Here is a 12,387-nt window from a genome sequence, read left to right on the forward strand (position 1 = left end):
AATTATGTCAACCATACGCGTAGATGTAGTGAGTGCTGAGCAGTCTATTTTCAGCGGGGAAGCCAAGTTTGTTGCGCTTCCTGGCGAAAGTGGTGAGCTCGGCATTTTGCGCGGCCACACTCCTTTGATTACACGTATTCGTCCAGGCTCAGTTCGTATTGAAAAAGCTGATGGTGATGAAGAGTTTGTTTTCGTAGCAGGTGGCTATTTAGAAGTTCAGCCAGATCGCGTTACTGTTTTAGCGGATACCGCTATTCGCGGACACGATCTTGATGAAGCTAAAGCGATTGAAGCTAAGAAACGTGCTGAAGAAGCGATGCAAAACCGTGGCACTGACTTTGATTTGGCTTTGGCCCAATCTGAGTTTGCAATGGCGGCTGCACAGCTGGCTGCAATTGCACGTTTCCGTCGTAAAAAGTAATAGCCGGTCATCTCCTTGCTGTTAAATGATCGGTTTTTAAAGGCCTGCCTGGGCGAAGCGGTTGATCAAACACCGCTTTGGCTCATGCGTCAAGCCGGCCGATACCTCCCCGAATACAACGCTACTCGCGCTAGAGCCGGAAGTTTTCTCGGGCTCGCAAAAAATCCTGCTTATGCTACTGAAGTAACACTTCAGCCTTTGGATCGCTATCCATTGGATGCTGCAATTTTGTTTTCTGATATTTTGACCATTCCTGATGCAATGGGATTGGGTCTGAAATTTACTGCTGGCGAAGGCCCTAGTTTTGACCATCCCCTGCGTACTGAAGAGGCGGTTAAGAAATTACGTGTTGCTGATATGGATCAGCTCAAGTATGTTTTTGATGCTGTTTCAGAAATTCGTAAAGCACTCATTCAAGACGGCAAACAACGCGTTCCATTGATCGGCTTCTCGGGAAGTCCATGGACATTGGCGTGCTACATGGTTGATGGATCCAGTGCCGATGATTTTCGTCATGCCAAAACCATGATGTTTAGTCGTCCTGATTTGATGCAGCATATCCTTGATATTAATGCTCAGTCAGTGGCAGCCTATTTGATAGAGCAAGTTAAAGCAGGCGCACAGGCCCTGATGATTTTTGATACTTGGGGCGGAATGCTTCCAGACGGTTGGTATCAAAAGATGTCTTTAGCATCGATGCAAAAAGTAATTGCCTTATTGCCGCGCGAGCATGAAGGTAGAAAAATTCCAGTCATCATGTTTACTAAAGGTGGCGCAATTTGGCTCAATGACATGGCGCAAGTTGGTGCTGATGTGATTGCTATCGACTGGACAATGTCGCTGAGTCGTGCAAGAAAACAGTTGCTCGCTCTGAACAAGCCGTTGGCATTACAAGGCAACCTAGATCCGCTAATCTTGTTCGCAGAGCCAAAACAAATTGCAGAGCAAGCCAACCTTCTCCTCGAGGATTTGGCGAGTGCGCCATCCCTCAAACCTGGTTTACATCCTTTGGATGGCCATGTTTTTAATCTAGGCCACGGCATTTCTCAATTCACCCCTCCAGAGAGCGTGACCGCTCTCGCCGAGGCTGTCATAAATCGCTCCAGGTCTCTCAGGACAAAGTCATAATACTGAGTGAATGCTAACTTGCTGCTGAGAATTTTTAACGAAAGTTATACACAGTTAGCGACGAAATTCAAAATTCAGTGAGATTGCGAATAAAGATGAAAATTCACTTTCGAATATCTTTGTAAGTTACTGATTTATATAAATAATTACTAAAAAGCTTTAAAAGAGTGCAGAATCTGAAAGCTGATAAATTAGCTTATAAATCAGAATCCTCGGATGATATCCACAGACTTATCCACAAGCAAAATAGAGATTTGAAGTAAATCATGCCCCCTCCAATCGTTGTCCAAGTTGTTGTTGATAAGCCCCTTGCCCAGGGCTTTGACTACTTGTGGGATGAAGAGGCATTAGGGTGCGCCCCACAAGTAGGGGCAATAGTTGGGGTTCCCTTTGGGCGAAGTTCACTGGTGGGGTTGGTAATTAAAGTAAGCGCTTACTCAGACTATGATCTTGATAAATTAAAAGGGGTAAGCAAAATTGCGCCCCTTCCCCCCTTGGACCCAGCAGTATTGAAGTTAATGAACTTTGCCAGCCAGTATTACATTCATGCGCTAGGCGAGACCATCATTCCCACCATTCCACAGATGTGGAAAAAGCCAGATGATTGGGAAAAGATCCCCAAGAAATTAGCTGCAGATGAAGAAAAGCAAAAGAAAAAAAACAAGCTAGAGGCCGTTGAGGGATTTGTTGATGAGGCCCAGCTGAACGATGGTCAAAAACTCGCCTTAGAAAAATTACGCACTATTCCTTCGGGAGAATTCAAAGCAATACTGTTGCAAGGACAAACTGGTAGTGGAAAGACTGCTGTATTTTTAAATTGGTTGAGTGGTATTTTGGAGGATGCGAGTGCACAAGTATTGCTCTTGGTCCCTGAAATTAATTTAACGCCACAGTTGGAGCGCAGAGTGCGCGCTTATTTTCCAGATAAAAAAATGGTGGTGCTTCATAGCGGTGTCAGTGAGAAAGTAAGAGGCATTGCTTGGTATGAGGCGATGACTGGTCAAGCCCAAATTATTTTGGGAACAAGATTGGCTGCATTAACTCCCCTTCCTAATCTACGCGCCATTGTTGTGGATGAAGAGCATGATCCATCCTATAAACAGCAAGATGGTATTCGTTACTCTGCAAGGGATCTTGCGATATGGCGTGCCCACGATCTCAAGCGCCCGATCCTATTGGCCTCGGCTACGCCATCGCTTGAGACTTGGATGGCTGCCAGGGCTGGTCGTTATGAATATATTCGCCTAGATCAGCGCGCTCAAGGCGCAAGTTTGCCAAAAGTGCATTTGATCAATACGCGCGATCCACAAACGCAATTTAGTCCGGGTGATATAGAGAAGCCAAAATCCAAAAGCCTGATTACTAAAACCCTTGCGAATGCGGTTAGTCAGAATCTAGAAAATAAGCAGCAAAGCTTAATACTGATCAACCGACGAGGTTATGCTCCAGTGCTTAGCTGTGGCGCTTGCTCATGGCTCTCAAGATGCGAGCAATGCAGCTCCTATATGGTGCTGCATAAAGCTGGAGCATTAGGCAGGAAATCAGTTTTAAGTTGCCACCATTGCGGCTTGGTTAAATCGATTCCAAGCCATTGTCCTGATTGTGGCAATGCCGACTTGAAGACCTTGGGACAGGGAACTCAAAAGATTGAAGATGCTATTGAGGAGATGTGGCAGGCTGCAAGAGTGCTGCGAGTCGATACAGACTCCAGCAGAAAGAGTAAGGGTGCCGAAGCGCTCTTTCAGGAAATTCACGAAGGCAATATCGATATCGTGGTTGGGACCCAGATGATTGCCAAGGGGCACGATTACCAAAATATTGGCTTAGTTGCTGTGCTGGATGCGGATAGTAGATTGTTCTCTCAAGACTTTAGGGCTGCAGAGCGATTATTTGCCCAATTAGTTCAGGTTGCAGGGCGGGCTGGGCGATCCAATAAGGATGGTGAAGCAGGTGGTGCTATTTATATTGAAACGCAGTTTCCGGAGTCTGCAGTTTTTCAGTTTTTACTGCGCCATGACGTAGATGGGTTTTTAAGCTTTACGGCCAATGAAAGAAAAGAAGCGGGCTTGCCGCCATTTGCTTACCAGGCCCTTATCCATGCTGAGGCTAAAAGTTTAGATAAAGCAATTCAGTTTTTGAGTAGCTTGAAGGGATATTTAAAGTCTCGGGGCCACATAAATAAAGGCCTCAGAGTCTATGATCCGGTCCCCAAGGCAATGATGCGCGTAGCTGGCTCGGAACGCGCCCAACTTCTGGTGGAGTCTGACGATCGTAAAAACCTGCAAGAAATCTTAGAGGCGATAGATCTTTATTTGCGAGAGAACTCTCAGGGGCGCATTAGTAAAGAAGGGCGTATTCGTTGGTTAATTGAGCGCGACCCCATTTCAATCTGATTGATTTCAGATATCAGGCGCCAGGGCCCGCGTTATATATTTCTGGGGTCAAGAGTTGATTGAGCTCTTCAGCAAGAATTTCATCGGAGGCGGGTTTGATTTTGAATAACCAAACACCGTATGGATTTTCATTGACGATCTCAGGCGATGTATCTACCTCTTCATTGAGCGCAACAATCTCCCCGCTTATGGGTGCATGAATATCGCTAGCTGCCTTCACTGACTCAATCACAGCAATAGCCTCACCCTGCTTTACTTGTTGTCCAAGTTTTGGGGCTTGAAAGAACATCACATCACCTAGCGCTTCTTGCGCATGATTGCTAATGCCAACCCACACTAAACCGTCATTTTCCTGATCGGCCCATTCGTGAGTTTCTGCAAATTTAAATGTATCTTGGCTATTCATTGTTTTATCCTTTAGGTGCATTTTATGCTGACTCCCCTAAACTAGCTTTCCCCAATGATTCACTTAACTACTTGTACGTATGCCAATTAAATTAGGAATTGTTCCTGTTACACCGTATGAGCAAAATTGCTCTATTTTGGTTTGCCAGGAGACTGGCGATGCCGCTGTGATTGATCCTGGCGGGGATATTGAAAAGATTCTTGAGGGCGTTAAGCAGATGGGCGGCAAGGTTAAAAAGATATTGTTGACGCATGGACATTTAGATCACTGCGCTGCCGCCAAAGACTTGGCTGATCAGCTTGGTGTGCCTATTGAGGGGCCACAAGAAGAGGAGCGTTTTTGGATTGATCAGCTGCCAGAACAAACAGTGCGCTTTGGTTTTGGGCATGCCAAAGTTTTCGAGCCTGATCGTTGGTTAAATAATGGTGATCATGTGCAGGTTGGCAATATTGATCTTGAGGTATTTCATTGCCCAGGGCATACGCCTGGCCACGTTGTATTTTTTGACAAAGAAGATCGTCTTGCAATTGTGGGCGATGTTTTATTCGCGGGATCAATTGGCAGAACTGATTTTCCGCGTGGTAATCATGCAGATTTAATTAATGCGATTAAAACCAAATTGTGGCCCTTGGGAGATGATGTACAGTTTGTTCCTGGTCATGGACCAATGTCGACGTTTGGTCAAGAGCGCAAAACGAACCCCTATGTGGGAGATGGCGCGTAGCTAATGAATCTAGCGATTTGAACTACCAGTGGGTATTAGGTTTTAGCTGAACCGGTACGATGCGTACGGTTGTATAAACAGCTAGCGCAGATCCAGCGCTGCTTGCGATTGCTTGTCGGAATCCATGTGCCACCCTCAAGTCGTTTTTCACGGCTGCAAGAAGAGCAAAATTTCAGGCTCTGGGAGGTTTCTTGGGTAGCTGCTGGAGTCGATGTAGTCATGGGCAATCCGGGTAAGGCAAATCTTATACAGAGATCTATTTTACCCGTTTTGTCCCGCTGGGGCTGGGGTTAGCACAACCCGGACTGAATCGGCCGTTTTGTTGCCGTCAAAATCTAACCAGGCCTTGTTTTCAAAGTCATAGAGCTTGCACTTGCGCGCAGTATCGAAATACCAGCCCCAAGAGAACTTTTGGACAAAAATACGGTCTGGAAGGATCGTTTCTAGGGTCTGTTGGGCCTCTGGCAGGCGATAAAGCGGTACGCTCATATCCACATGGTGCGCAGTGTGCTCCATGATGTGGTGCATCAATTTGCCCCAAATCCAGTTAAAAGTCAGGTGAACGGTTGTGGATACAAAAGGCTGGGCGCGTAACCACTCCGATTTCTTGTCATACCAAGAGACTTTTGGATGGGTATGGTGCACGTAAACCACAAATCCAATCATGCCGTTCCAGAACAAGAATGGCACTGCGAAGCCAGTGATCAAGCCAATCCAAATAGATTGCCCAGTAGCAATGGCCCCAGCAATTAAGCAGCCAATCCAAACGATTGCAAATGCGGTAACAAGCAAATTGTCTTTTAAGAAAATAGGACGATCACCAGGTTTGTTTTTTGCATTTGGGAAGTACTCACGTCTCCACCAGATTTCAATGAGGTAATAAAAAACAGGGCCCCAGCCGCTACGGTAAAGGCGCTCTAGAGCCTTACGCAATGGGGGAAGCGCGTCGTATTCTGATTTTGATAGGGGCGCCCATACAAAGTCAAAACCTTTTAGATTGGTTTGGCCGTGATGCACAACGTTATGACCAACATCCCACAAGCTATATGGTGTGAGAGATGGCAAGAACGCAATACGACCTAACACTTTGTTCAGTTCGCGATTGGGTGTGTAACTTTGATGGCAAGCATCGTGACCCAATATAAAGATGCGACCTGTTACAAAACCGGCAATCAAACCAAAAACAATTTTGAGCAACACGCTCTCTACGAAGATTGTTCCTGCGATACAGCCTAGCCATAGGAGGGCATCGATTACTAGGAGCATAATTGCGCGCCCAGTTTCTCCTTGTGCCATCGGGATTAGCCAGCTTCGAATGATTTTTCGATGCGGTAATGGCGCCTCTGGGTGCAAAGGATTAGTTAAGGAAGGCTCTGAAAGGGCGGTATTTAGATGTGTAGACACGATAAGAATCAATAAGTTAGGTGCAAATGATAGCGGTTTTCGCAATTTCACGCATGATGTAGGTCAAAAACCCCTTGATTTTTGGCGCGCCCGGCAGGAATCGAACCTGCGACCCTTGGCTTCGGAGGCCAATACTCTATCCACTGAGCTACGGGCGCTAGTGGAAAAACTGGTTACCTCTCTATTGTAAGTGTCTATAACCCTTCTCTCTAGTTATAATCTCGACAAAACAACCCTAAAACCCGTCAAACGATAAATTCTTATGAGCAACGAGCACGGAAGTCTAATTAAGTCCCCAAAACAACTCATCATCATGGTGTTCGCAAGCTTTTTCGTGCCACTCATCATCATTTTGTTGTTAATGGTGTTTGTGAACAATGGCAAGCGCGCAGATTCATCTGCATCTGCTGATCAAATTATTAAGCCAGTAGGGCAACTCAATTTTAAAGATGCTAGCGAGCCTGCGGCTCCTGCAACTAGCGCCAAATAATTCTTTAGCGCATATTTAAAAGCTGGCCTTGTGCCAGCTTTTTTATTTTCATTTATTCACTCTTTGCATCTAAGGCAACTTGGTAGGCTTCTTTTTTTGTGAGGCCTAAAGTTTGCGAAAGAACGGCAGCAATTTCTTTGCTCCCCATATAGGGGCTCAGTGCATTAGCCCACAACAAGAGAGCTGAATGCTCCGGAGTCTCATCGCTATTGGCTGACCGCCCTGCAACCACGATGACAAATTCACCCTTAAGGCTCTCCGCTGCCTCTAGCCAGTGAGTAACGTCTTGCGCTTGAAGTGGCACCAGCTGCTCAAATTTTTTGGTTAACTCACGGCAGACTAAAAGCTGACGATCAGCCTCTAAATTTTTTGCAAGCAATGCAAGAGTTTCTTTAATGTGGTGCGGAGACTCAAAAAAGATGCTTGCCTTTTTGCTGCTGGAGATATCCTGCAGCAGAGCATCACGCTCTTTAGTTTTATTGGGCCAAAAACCTAAAAACTGAAAGCGCCCTTCTGAATGATGCATCACTGAGCCGGCCGCCGAGATAGCGCTTGATACAGCGCTTGCGCCCGGAATGGGAATTACTCTGAGCCCTGCTTTTTGAACCTCATTTACCAGCTTTGCCCCTGGGTCCGAGACTCCTGGGGTGCCAGCATCTGAAATATAAGCCCAGCGCTCATTGTTCAAGAGGTGTTGTATGACTGTTTGAGCACCGCCAATTTCATTGTGTTCGTGCAACGCTAAACATTTTTTATGAATGCCAAATTGTTGGAGTAATGCCGCACTATGTCTAGTATCTTCACAAGCAATCCCATCGACTGAATTGAGAACATGTAGGGCGCGCAAAGTAATGTCACCTAAATTGCCGATCGGTGTTGCAACCATGTATAGGGCCCCAGCAGGTAAATCCTGCTGCTTTAAGAAATCGAAAGAGCTTAATTCCATGGGGGCTTGCCTGCGAAAAGTTAAATAATTAGTAAGAGGATACGTTGCTTTTGGGATAAGCCGATTGCTACTGAAATTAGGACATCTTTGGCGCATAATATTGTTATGGAAAAAGATATCAATGAACGTTTGCGTCAGCGTGCCTCCCAGCATTTTCTGGACAGCATTGCGGTAAAGCAAGAGGCCGAAAAACTGCTTCCCGAATCTGTTGCTAGAGGCGTTCTAGCAATGGTGGACTGTTTGCGTGCCGGCGGCAAGGTGATGGCTTGTGGCAATGGCGGTTCTGCAGCTGATGCACAGCACTTTGCAGCAGAGCTCGTTGGTCGATTCGAGAGAGAGCGCCAAGAGTTGGCGGCGATCGCTTTGACGACAGATACTTCAATTCTTACAGCTATTGGAAATGACTATAGTTACGATGAGATTTTTAGTAAACAAGTTCGTGGGCTAGGGAAAAAGGGTGACATTCTGCTGGGGATTTCAACCTCGGGGAATTCAAAGAATGTTGTTAAAGCTATTGAAGCTGCCAAAAAGCTTGGCATGAAAGTTATTGCATTCACTGGTAATGGTGGCGGGAAGATCGCTCAATTATTGGATGGAGATGACGTCCACTTGTGCGCACCCTCAACACGAACCGCACGCATTCAAGAAACACATTTAGTTTTACTTCATGCTTTATGCGATGGCGTAGATCACGTATTACTCGACTAGAAATCATTATTACTTCAATACAGAAATTACCTAAATGAAAATCTCACTCTTTAGAAGACTGTTTCTTGCCACCCTCATTGCCTCACAACTTTCAGCATGCGCGGTAGTTGCTGTTGGTGGGGTAGCGGCCGGGGTAACAGTGCTCGCAGACCGTCGCACGCCAGGCGTGCAAGCTGTTGATAAAGGCATTGAGTTAGAGGCAGAGAATGCGCTAGCAAAACGATTTGGTGATAACGCGCATATTAACGTGACTTCGTTTAATCAAAAAGTATTGATCACTGGCGAAGCGAAGGATGTTGACATTAAGGGTGAGGCAGGTGCTTATGTAAAAGCGATGAAGAATGCCCGTTCTGTCTTTAATGAGCTGGTCATTGGGCCAAACAGTAGCTACACATCACGCGCAAACGATTCTTACCTCGAGTCTAAGATCAAAACCCAAATGATCTTTACTGATAAATTGCCATCAAACTCTATGGCCATTGTGGCTGAAGGTAGCAACGTATATCTCATGGGTATTTTGACGCAAAACGAAGCCGATATTGCAAAGAAAGTTGCGAGCAATATCAATGGCGTTAAAGAAGTTTTTGTTTACTTTGACATTATTTCTGAAGAAGAAAAAATGCGCCTAGAAGCTATAGGCAAAGCAGATCAAACTCAAGCTAGCAGTCCTCCAAAATTTCAATAATTTTTTCGTAGGTTGGTGATGTTAAAAAAGCGAGCGATTGTAAAAATAGTTTTTTTATTTACAGTGCTCGCTTATTTCTTGCCTACTGCGCAGGCGAATATTCAAGACGAGAATGCATTCGCACTTGCAAAACAAAATGCTTGCTTAGGCTGTCATGCAATCAATAAAAAAATTGTTGGCCCTAGTTTTCAAGCGGTGGCAGAAAGATATAAGAGTGACCCCAATGCCCAAGCATTTTTAAAAAATAAAATTGCTAAAGGAGGGTCTGGTTCATGGGGCGTTGTACCTATGCCGGCCAACTCAAAATTAAGTAATGCAGATTTATCTACATTAAGCGGCTGGATCTTGCGTGGAGCGCCCTACAAAAACTAGAGCTGTAAATTAGCGCGCTAAGCCTGGTCTGCCTAGAAACCACCACCAGGCTTCATTAGAGCGCTTGAGGTTTTCTTTTAGGGCGTAGTCCATGCCAGCCCACTGCTCATTGGCGGCCTCTTCCACAATAGTTGCGGTATTTGCTGGGGGCAGCTTAAGGCAAGCATCAGCATCGCCATAGGCGTATTCAACGGTCATCCCTGCCTTTTGCGCCAGATGCATCATGGCTTTGTTATTGGCAAGGCAATGAACGTAAAGGGTTTCAATGTTGGTATTGCGTGAGTGAACGGCTGAGCGTTGCAACAAGGCTGTTCCCAGCCCTTGGGAGCGCCCTTCTGGTAGGACAGACACACCAAATTCAGCAGCTCGTGCCTCTCCCTTGCGCTCAGGCAAGTAGGCTAAATGGGCCATGCCAACTAGCTCCAGGTCCAAATTGAAAACACCAAAAATGACGTCCCGATTGAAATCAAGGCCTTCTACATAGTGACGAATCACCTCATCAGGGGTCTGAGTACCAAACCGTAGACGTCTATCTTCATCATTTAGTTGCAATAAATGATTCAGTATTTCCTGTTTATATCCAGCGTGAAGTTCGCGAACAGGCACGGCTCTCCCGGCCCAATGGGGGCTTGAGGGTGAGTGGCTATTCGCTAATTTATTGTGCATAGCAATATCTTAGCAGGGATAAGGGAAAATTTCAGGGTTTTCCCTAGGTTTGTTGGAAATATGCGAAATAAGCATGAAAAAACAGCGTAATTTTTGGGTTGACTAGGTCTAAACCCTAAAAAATAGGATTTTTTTTAAAAAAGTTGAAATTTTTTTTAAAATCTAAACCATTGTTTTAATTGACTATATTTTTAAAGTAAGAAAAAACTTAGCCTTTTTTAAGCAAAAGAGTACGAAAGGTGTTGACGACCCTAAAAATGTGGGATATAGTCTCACCTCTCTGCTGAATGTTTTACGAAATACGAAAAACAAGTCAGCCCTCTTTAAAAATTAGTCAACCGATAATTGTGGGTACTAAGTGAAAGCATCCAGTCCTTCGGGACAGATGTAAATAAATAGTACTCATAGACAGTAAAAAGATTTGGTTTTATTACCAAGTCAATTTCTTGAATGAGTGCGACGATCCGCAAGGATCACAGGAATTGAACTGAAGAGTTTGATCCTGGCTCAGATTGAACGCTGGCGGCATGCCTTACACATGCAAGTCGAACGGCAGCACGGGTGCTTGCACCTGGTGGCGAGTGGCGAACGGGTGAGTAATACATCGGAACGTACCTTATCGTGGGGGATAACGCAGCGAAAGCTGTGCTAATACCGCATACGCCCTGAGGGGGAAAGCGGGGGATCGAAAGACCTCGCGCGATTAGAGCGGCCGATGCCTGATTAGCTTGTTGGTGGGGTAAAAGCCCACCAAGGCGACGATCAGTAGCTGGTCTGAGAGGACGATCAGCCACACTGGGACTGAGACACGGCCCAGACTCCTACGGGAGGCAGCAGTGGGGAATTTTGGACAATGGGGGAAACCCTGATCCAGCAATGCCGCGTGAGTGAAGAAGGCCTTCGGGTTGTAAAGCTCTTTTGTCAGGGAAGAAACACCGGCTCTAACACAGTCCGGGAATGACGGTACCTGAAGAATAAGCACCGGCTAACTACGTGCCAGCAGCCGCGGTAATACGTAGGGTGCGAGCGTTAATCGGAATTACTGGGCGTAAAGCGTGCGCAGGCGGTTATACAAGACAGGCGTGAAATCCCCGGGCTTAACCTGGGAATGGCGCCTGTGACTGTATAGCTAGAGTGTGTCAGAGGGGGGTAGAATTCCACGTGTAGCAGTGAAATGCGTAGATATGTGGAGGAATACCAATGGCGAAGGCAGCCCCCTGGGATAACACTGACGCTCATGCACGAAAGCGTGGGGAGCAAACAGGATTAGATACCCTGGTAGTCCACGCCCTAAACGATGCTGACTAGTTGTTCGGGATTTACATCCTGAGTAACGTAGCTAACGCGTGAAGTCAGCCGCCTGGGGAGTACGGTCGCAAGATTAAAACTCAAAGGAATTGACGGGGACCCGCACAAGCGGTGGATGATGTGGATTAATTCGATGCAACGCGAAAAACCTTACCTACCCTTGACATGTCACTAACGAAGTAGAGATACATTAGGTGCTCGTAAGAGAAAGTGAACACAGGTGCTGCATGGCTGTCGTCAGCTCGTGTCGTGAGATGTTGGGTTAAGTCCCGCAACGAGCGCAACCCTTGTCTTTAGTTGCTACGCAAGAGCACTCTAAAGAGACTGCCGGTGACAAACCGGAGGAAGGTGGGGATGACGTCAAGTCCTCATGGCCCTTATGGGTAGGGCTTCACACGTCATACAATGGTGCATACAGAGGGTTGCCAACCCGCGAGGGGGAGCTAATCTCAGAAAATGCATCGTAGTCCGGATCGTAGTCTGCAACTCGACTACGTGAAGCTGGAATCGCTAGTAATCGCGGATCAGAATGTCGCGGTGAATACGTTCCCGGGTCTTGTACACACCGCCCGTCATACCATGGGAGTGGGTTTTGCCAGAAGCCGTTAGCCTAACCGCAAGGAGGGCGACTGCCACGGCAGGGTTCATGACTGGGGTAAAGTCGTAACAAGGTAGCCGTATCGGAAGGTGCGGCTGGATCACCTCCTTTCTAGAGAAAAGATGCTGAATCCTAGTG

At 46.3% G+C, this 12,387-nt stretch carries 13 protein-coding genes, 1 tRNA gene and 1 rRNA gene; 9 read left to right on the plus strand and 6 right to left on the minus strand.

Features of this window, described 5'->3' with window-relative positions; genetic code table 11:
• Positions 1–4: 4 nt before the first annotated feature.
• The 3 genes from ICV90_RS00120 (at position 5) to priA (ending at position 3,942) form a co-directional block, all read left to right on the plus strand.
• Positions 5–421, plus strand: coding sequence for a F0F1 ATP synthase subunit epsilon (locus tag ICV90_RS00120; RefSeq protein WP_215321259.1), 417 nt, complete (start codon positions 5–7; stop codon positions 419–421).
• A 9-nt stretch (positions 422–430) separates the two neighbouring features.
• Positions 431–1,549, plus strand: coding sequence for a uroporphyrinogen decarboxylase (hemE, locus tag ICV90_RS00125; RefSeq protein WP_215360252.1), 1,119 nt, complete (start codon positions 431–433; stop codon positions 1,547–1,549).
• Positions 1,550–1,815: 266 nt separating this feature from the next.
• Positions 1,816–3,942, plus strand: a complete 2,127-nt coding sequence (gene priA / locus ICV90_RS00130; protein WP_215358820.1) for a primosomal protein N' — start codon at positions 1,816–1,818, stop codon at positions 3,940–3,942.
• A 13-nt stretch (positions 3,943–3,955) separates the two neighbouring features.
• On the opposite strand, the gene gcvH is transcribed toward priA, so the two are convergent.
• On the minus strand, positions 3,956–4,348 hold the full coding sequence (gene gcvH / locus ICV90_RS00135; protein WP_251367742.1) for a glycine cleavage system protein GcvH: 393 nt from the start codon (positions 4,346–4,348) through the stop codon (positions 3,956–3,958).
• A 79-nt stretch (positions 4,349–4,427) separates the two neighbouring features.
• Here gcvH and ICV90_RS00140 point away from each other — a divergent pair, with 79 nt between their 5' ends.
• On the plus strand, positions 4,428–5,072 hold the full coding sequence (locus ICV90_RS00140; RefSeq protein WP_371743848.1) for an MBL fold metallo-hydrolase: 645 nt from the start codon (positions 4,428–4,430) through the stop codon (positions 5,070–5,072).
• Positions 5,073–5,107: 35 nt separating this feature from the next.
• Here ICV90_RS00140 and ICV90_RS00145 read toward each other — a convergent pair whose 3' ends face one another.
• The 3 genes from ICV90_RS00145 to ICV90_RS00155 form a co-directional block, all read right to left on the minus strand.
• Positions 5,108–5,293: a hypothetical protein gene (locus tag ICV90_RS00145; RefSeq protein WP_041396810.1), complete on the minus strand. Its 186-nt coding sequence runs from the start codon at positions 5,291–5,293 to the stop codon at positions 5,108–5,110.
• Positions 5,294–5,333: 40 nt separating this feature from the next.
• Positions 5,334–6,476, minus strand: coding sequence for a fatty acid desaturase (locus ICV90_RS00150; RefSeq protein ID WP_251367743.1), 1,143 nt, complete (start codon positions 6,474–6,476; stop codon positions 5,334–5,336).
• A gap of 82 nt (positions 6,477–6,558) precedes the next feature.
• Positions 6,559–6,634, minus strand: a tRNA-Arg gene (locus tag ICV90_RS00155).
• A gap of 104 nt (positions 6,635–6,738) precedes the next feature.
• On the opposite strand from ICV90_RS00155, the gene ICV90_RS00160 reads away from it, so the two are divergent.
• Positions 6,739–6,966 (plus strand): hypothetical protein, encoded by a 228-nt coding sequence (locus ICV90_RS00160; RefSeq protein WP_236638845.1) that lies wholly within the window; start codon positions 6,739–6,741, stop codon positions 6,964–6,966.
• A gap of 52 nt (positions 6,967–7,018) precedes the next feature.
• Here ICV90_RS00160 and rsmI read toward each other — a convergent pair whose 3' ends face one another.
• Positions 7,019–7,912, minus strand: a complete 894-nt coding sequence (gene rsmI / locus ICV90_RS00165; RefSeq protein ID WP_215358822.1) for a 16S rRNA (cytidine(1402)-2'-O)-methyltransferase — start codon at positions 7,910–7,912, stop codon at positions 7,019–7,021.
• Between the two features lie 105 nt (positions 7,913–8,017).
• Between rsmI and ICV90_RS00170 the strand changes: the two genes are divergently transcribed.
• From ICV90_RS00170 to ICV90_RS00180, 3 genes are read left to right on the plus strand one after another with little or no spacing between them, the layout of a single operon-like run.
• Positions 8,018–8,620: a phosphoheptose isomerase gene (locus tag ICV90_RS00170; protein WP_215358823.1), complete on the plus strand. Its 603-nt coding sequence runs from the start codon at positions 8,018–8,020 to the stop codon at positions 8,618–8,620.
• 34 nt (positions 8,621–8,654) lie between these two features.
• The gene (locus tag ICV90_RS00175; protein WP_215358824.1) at positions 8,655–9,305 is read left to right on the plus strand and encodes a BON domain-containing protein; all 651 of its coding nucleotides are present in this window, start codon (positions 8,655–8,657) and stop codon (positions 9,303–9,305) included.
• An 18-nt stretch (positions 9,306–9,323) separates the two neighbouring features.
• Entirely contained in the window at positions 9,324–9,677 is a 354-nt protein-coding gene (locus ICV90_RS00180; RefSeq protein WP_215360258.1) for a c-type cytochrome, read from the plus strand.
• A gap of 9 nt (positions 9,678–9,686) precedes the next feature.
• Here the strand turns inward: ICV90_RS00180 and ICV90_RS00185 are convergent, their stop codons facing one another.
• Positions 9,687–10,343 (minus strand): GNAT family N-acetyltransferase, encoded by a 657-nt coding sequence (locus ICV90_RS00185; protein ID WP_215358825.1) that lies wholly within the window; start codon positions 10,341–10,343, stop codon positions 9,687–9,689.
• Positions 10,344–10,827: 484 nt separating this feature from the next.
• Here ICV90_RS00185 and ICV90_RS00190 point away from each other — a divergent pair.
• Positions 10,828–12,360 (plus strand): 16S ribosomal RNA (locus tag ICV90_RS00190).
• Positions 12,361–12,387: the final 27 nt, after the last annotated feature.

Source organism: Polynucleobacter sp. JS-JIR-II-b4 (assembly GCF_018687815.1).
GTDB lineage: Bacteria > Pseudomonadota > Gammaproteobacteria > Burkholderiales > Burkholderiaceae > Polynucleobacter.

Excerpts from the sequence above, each read along its gene's own strand:
- ICV90_RS00120 (WP_215321259.1), top strand. The coding sequence starts at position 5 with ATGTCAACCATACGCGTAGATGTAGTGAGTGCTGAGCAGTCTATTTTC.
- priA (WP_215358820.1), top strand. The coding sequence starts at position 1,816 with ATGCCCCCTCCAATCGTTGTCCAAGTTGTTGTTGATAAGCCCCTTGCC.
- gcvH (WP_251367742.1), bottom strand. The coding sequence starts at position 4,348 with ATGAATAGCCAAGATACATTTAAATTTGCAGAAACTCACGAATGGGCC.
- ICV90_RS00140 (WP_371743848.1), top strand. The coding sequence starts at position 4,428 with ATGCCAATTAAATTAGGAATTGTTCCTGTTACACCGTATGAGCAAAAT.
- ICV90_RS00145 (WP_041396810.1), bottom strand. The coding sequence starts at position 5,293 with ATGACTACATCGACTCCAGCAGCTACCCAAGAAACCTCCCAGAGCCTG.
- ICV90_RS00160 (WP_236638845.1), top strand. The coding sequence starts at position 6,739 with ATGAGCAACGAGCACGGAAGTCTAATTAAGTCCCCAAAACAACTCATC.
- rsmI (WP_215358822.1), bottom strand. The coding sequence starts at position 7,912 with ATGGAATTAAGCTCTTTCGATTTCTTAAAGCAGCAGGATTTACCTGCT.
- ICV90_RS00170 (WP_215358823.1), top strand. The coding sequence starts at position 8,018 with ATGGAAAAAGATATCAATGAACGTTTGCGTCAGCGTGCCTCCCAGCAT.
- ICV90_RS00175 (WP_215358824.1), top strand. The coding sequence starts at position 8,655 with ATGAAAATCTCACTCTTTAGAAGACTGTTTCTTGCCACCCTCATTGCC.
- ICV90_RS00180 (WP_215360258.1), top strand. The coding sequence starts at position 9,324 with ATGTTAAAAAAGCGAGCGATTGTAAAAATAGTTTTTTTATTTACAGTG.
- ICV90_RS00185 (WP_215358825.1), bottom strand. The coding sequence starts at position 10,343 with ATGCACAATAAATTAGCGAATAGCCACTCACCCTCAAGCCCCCATTGG.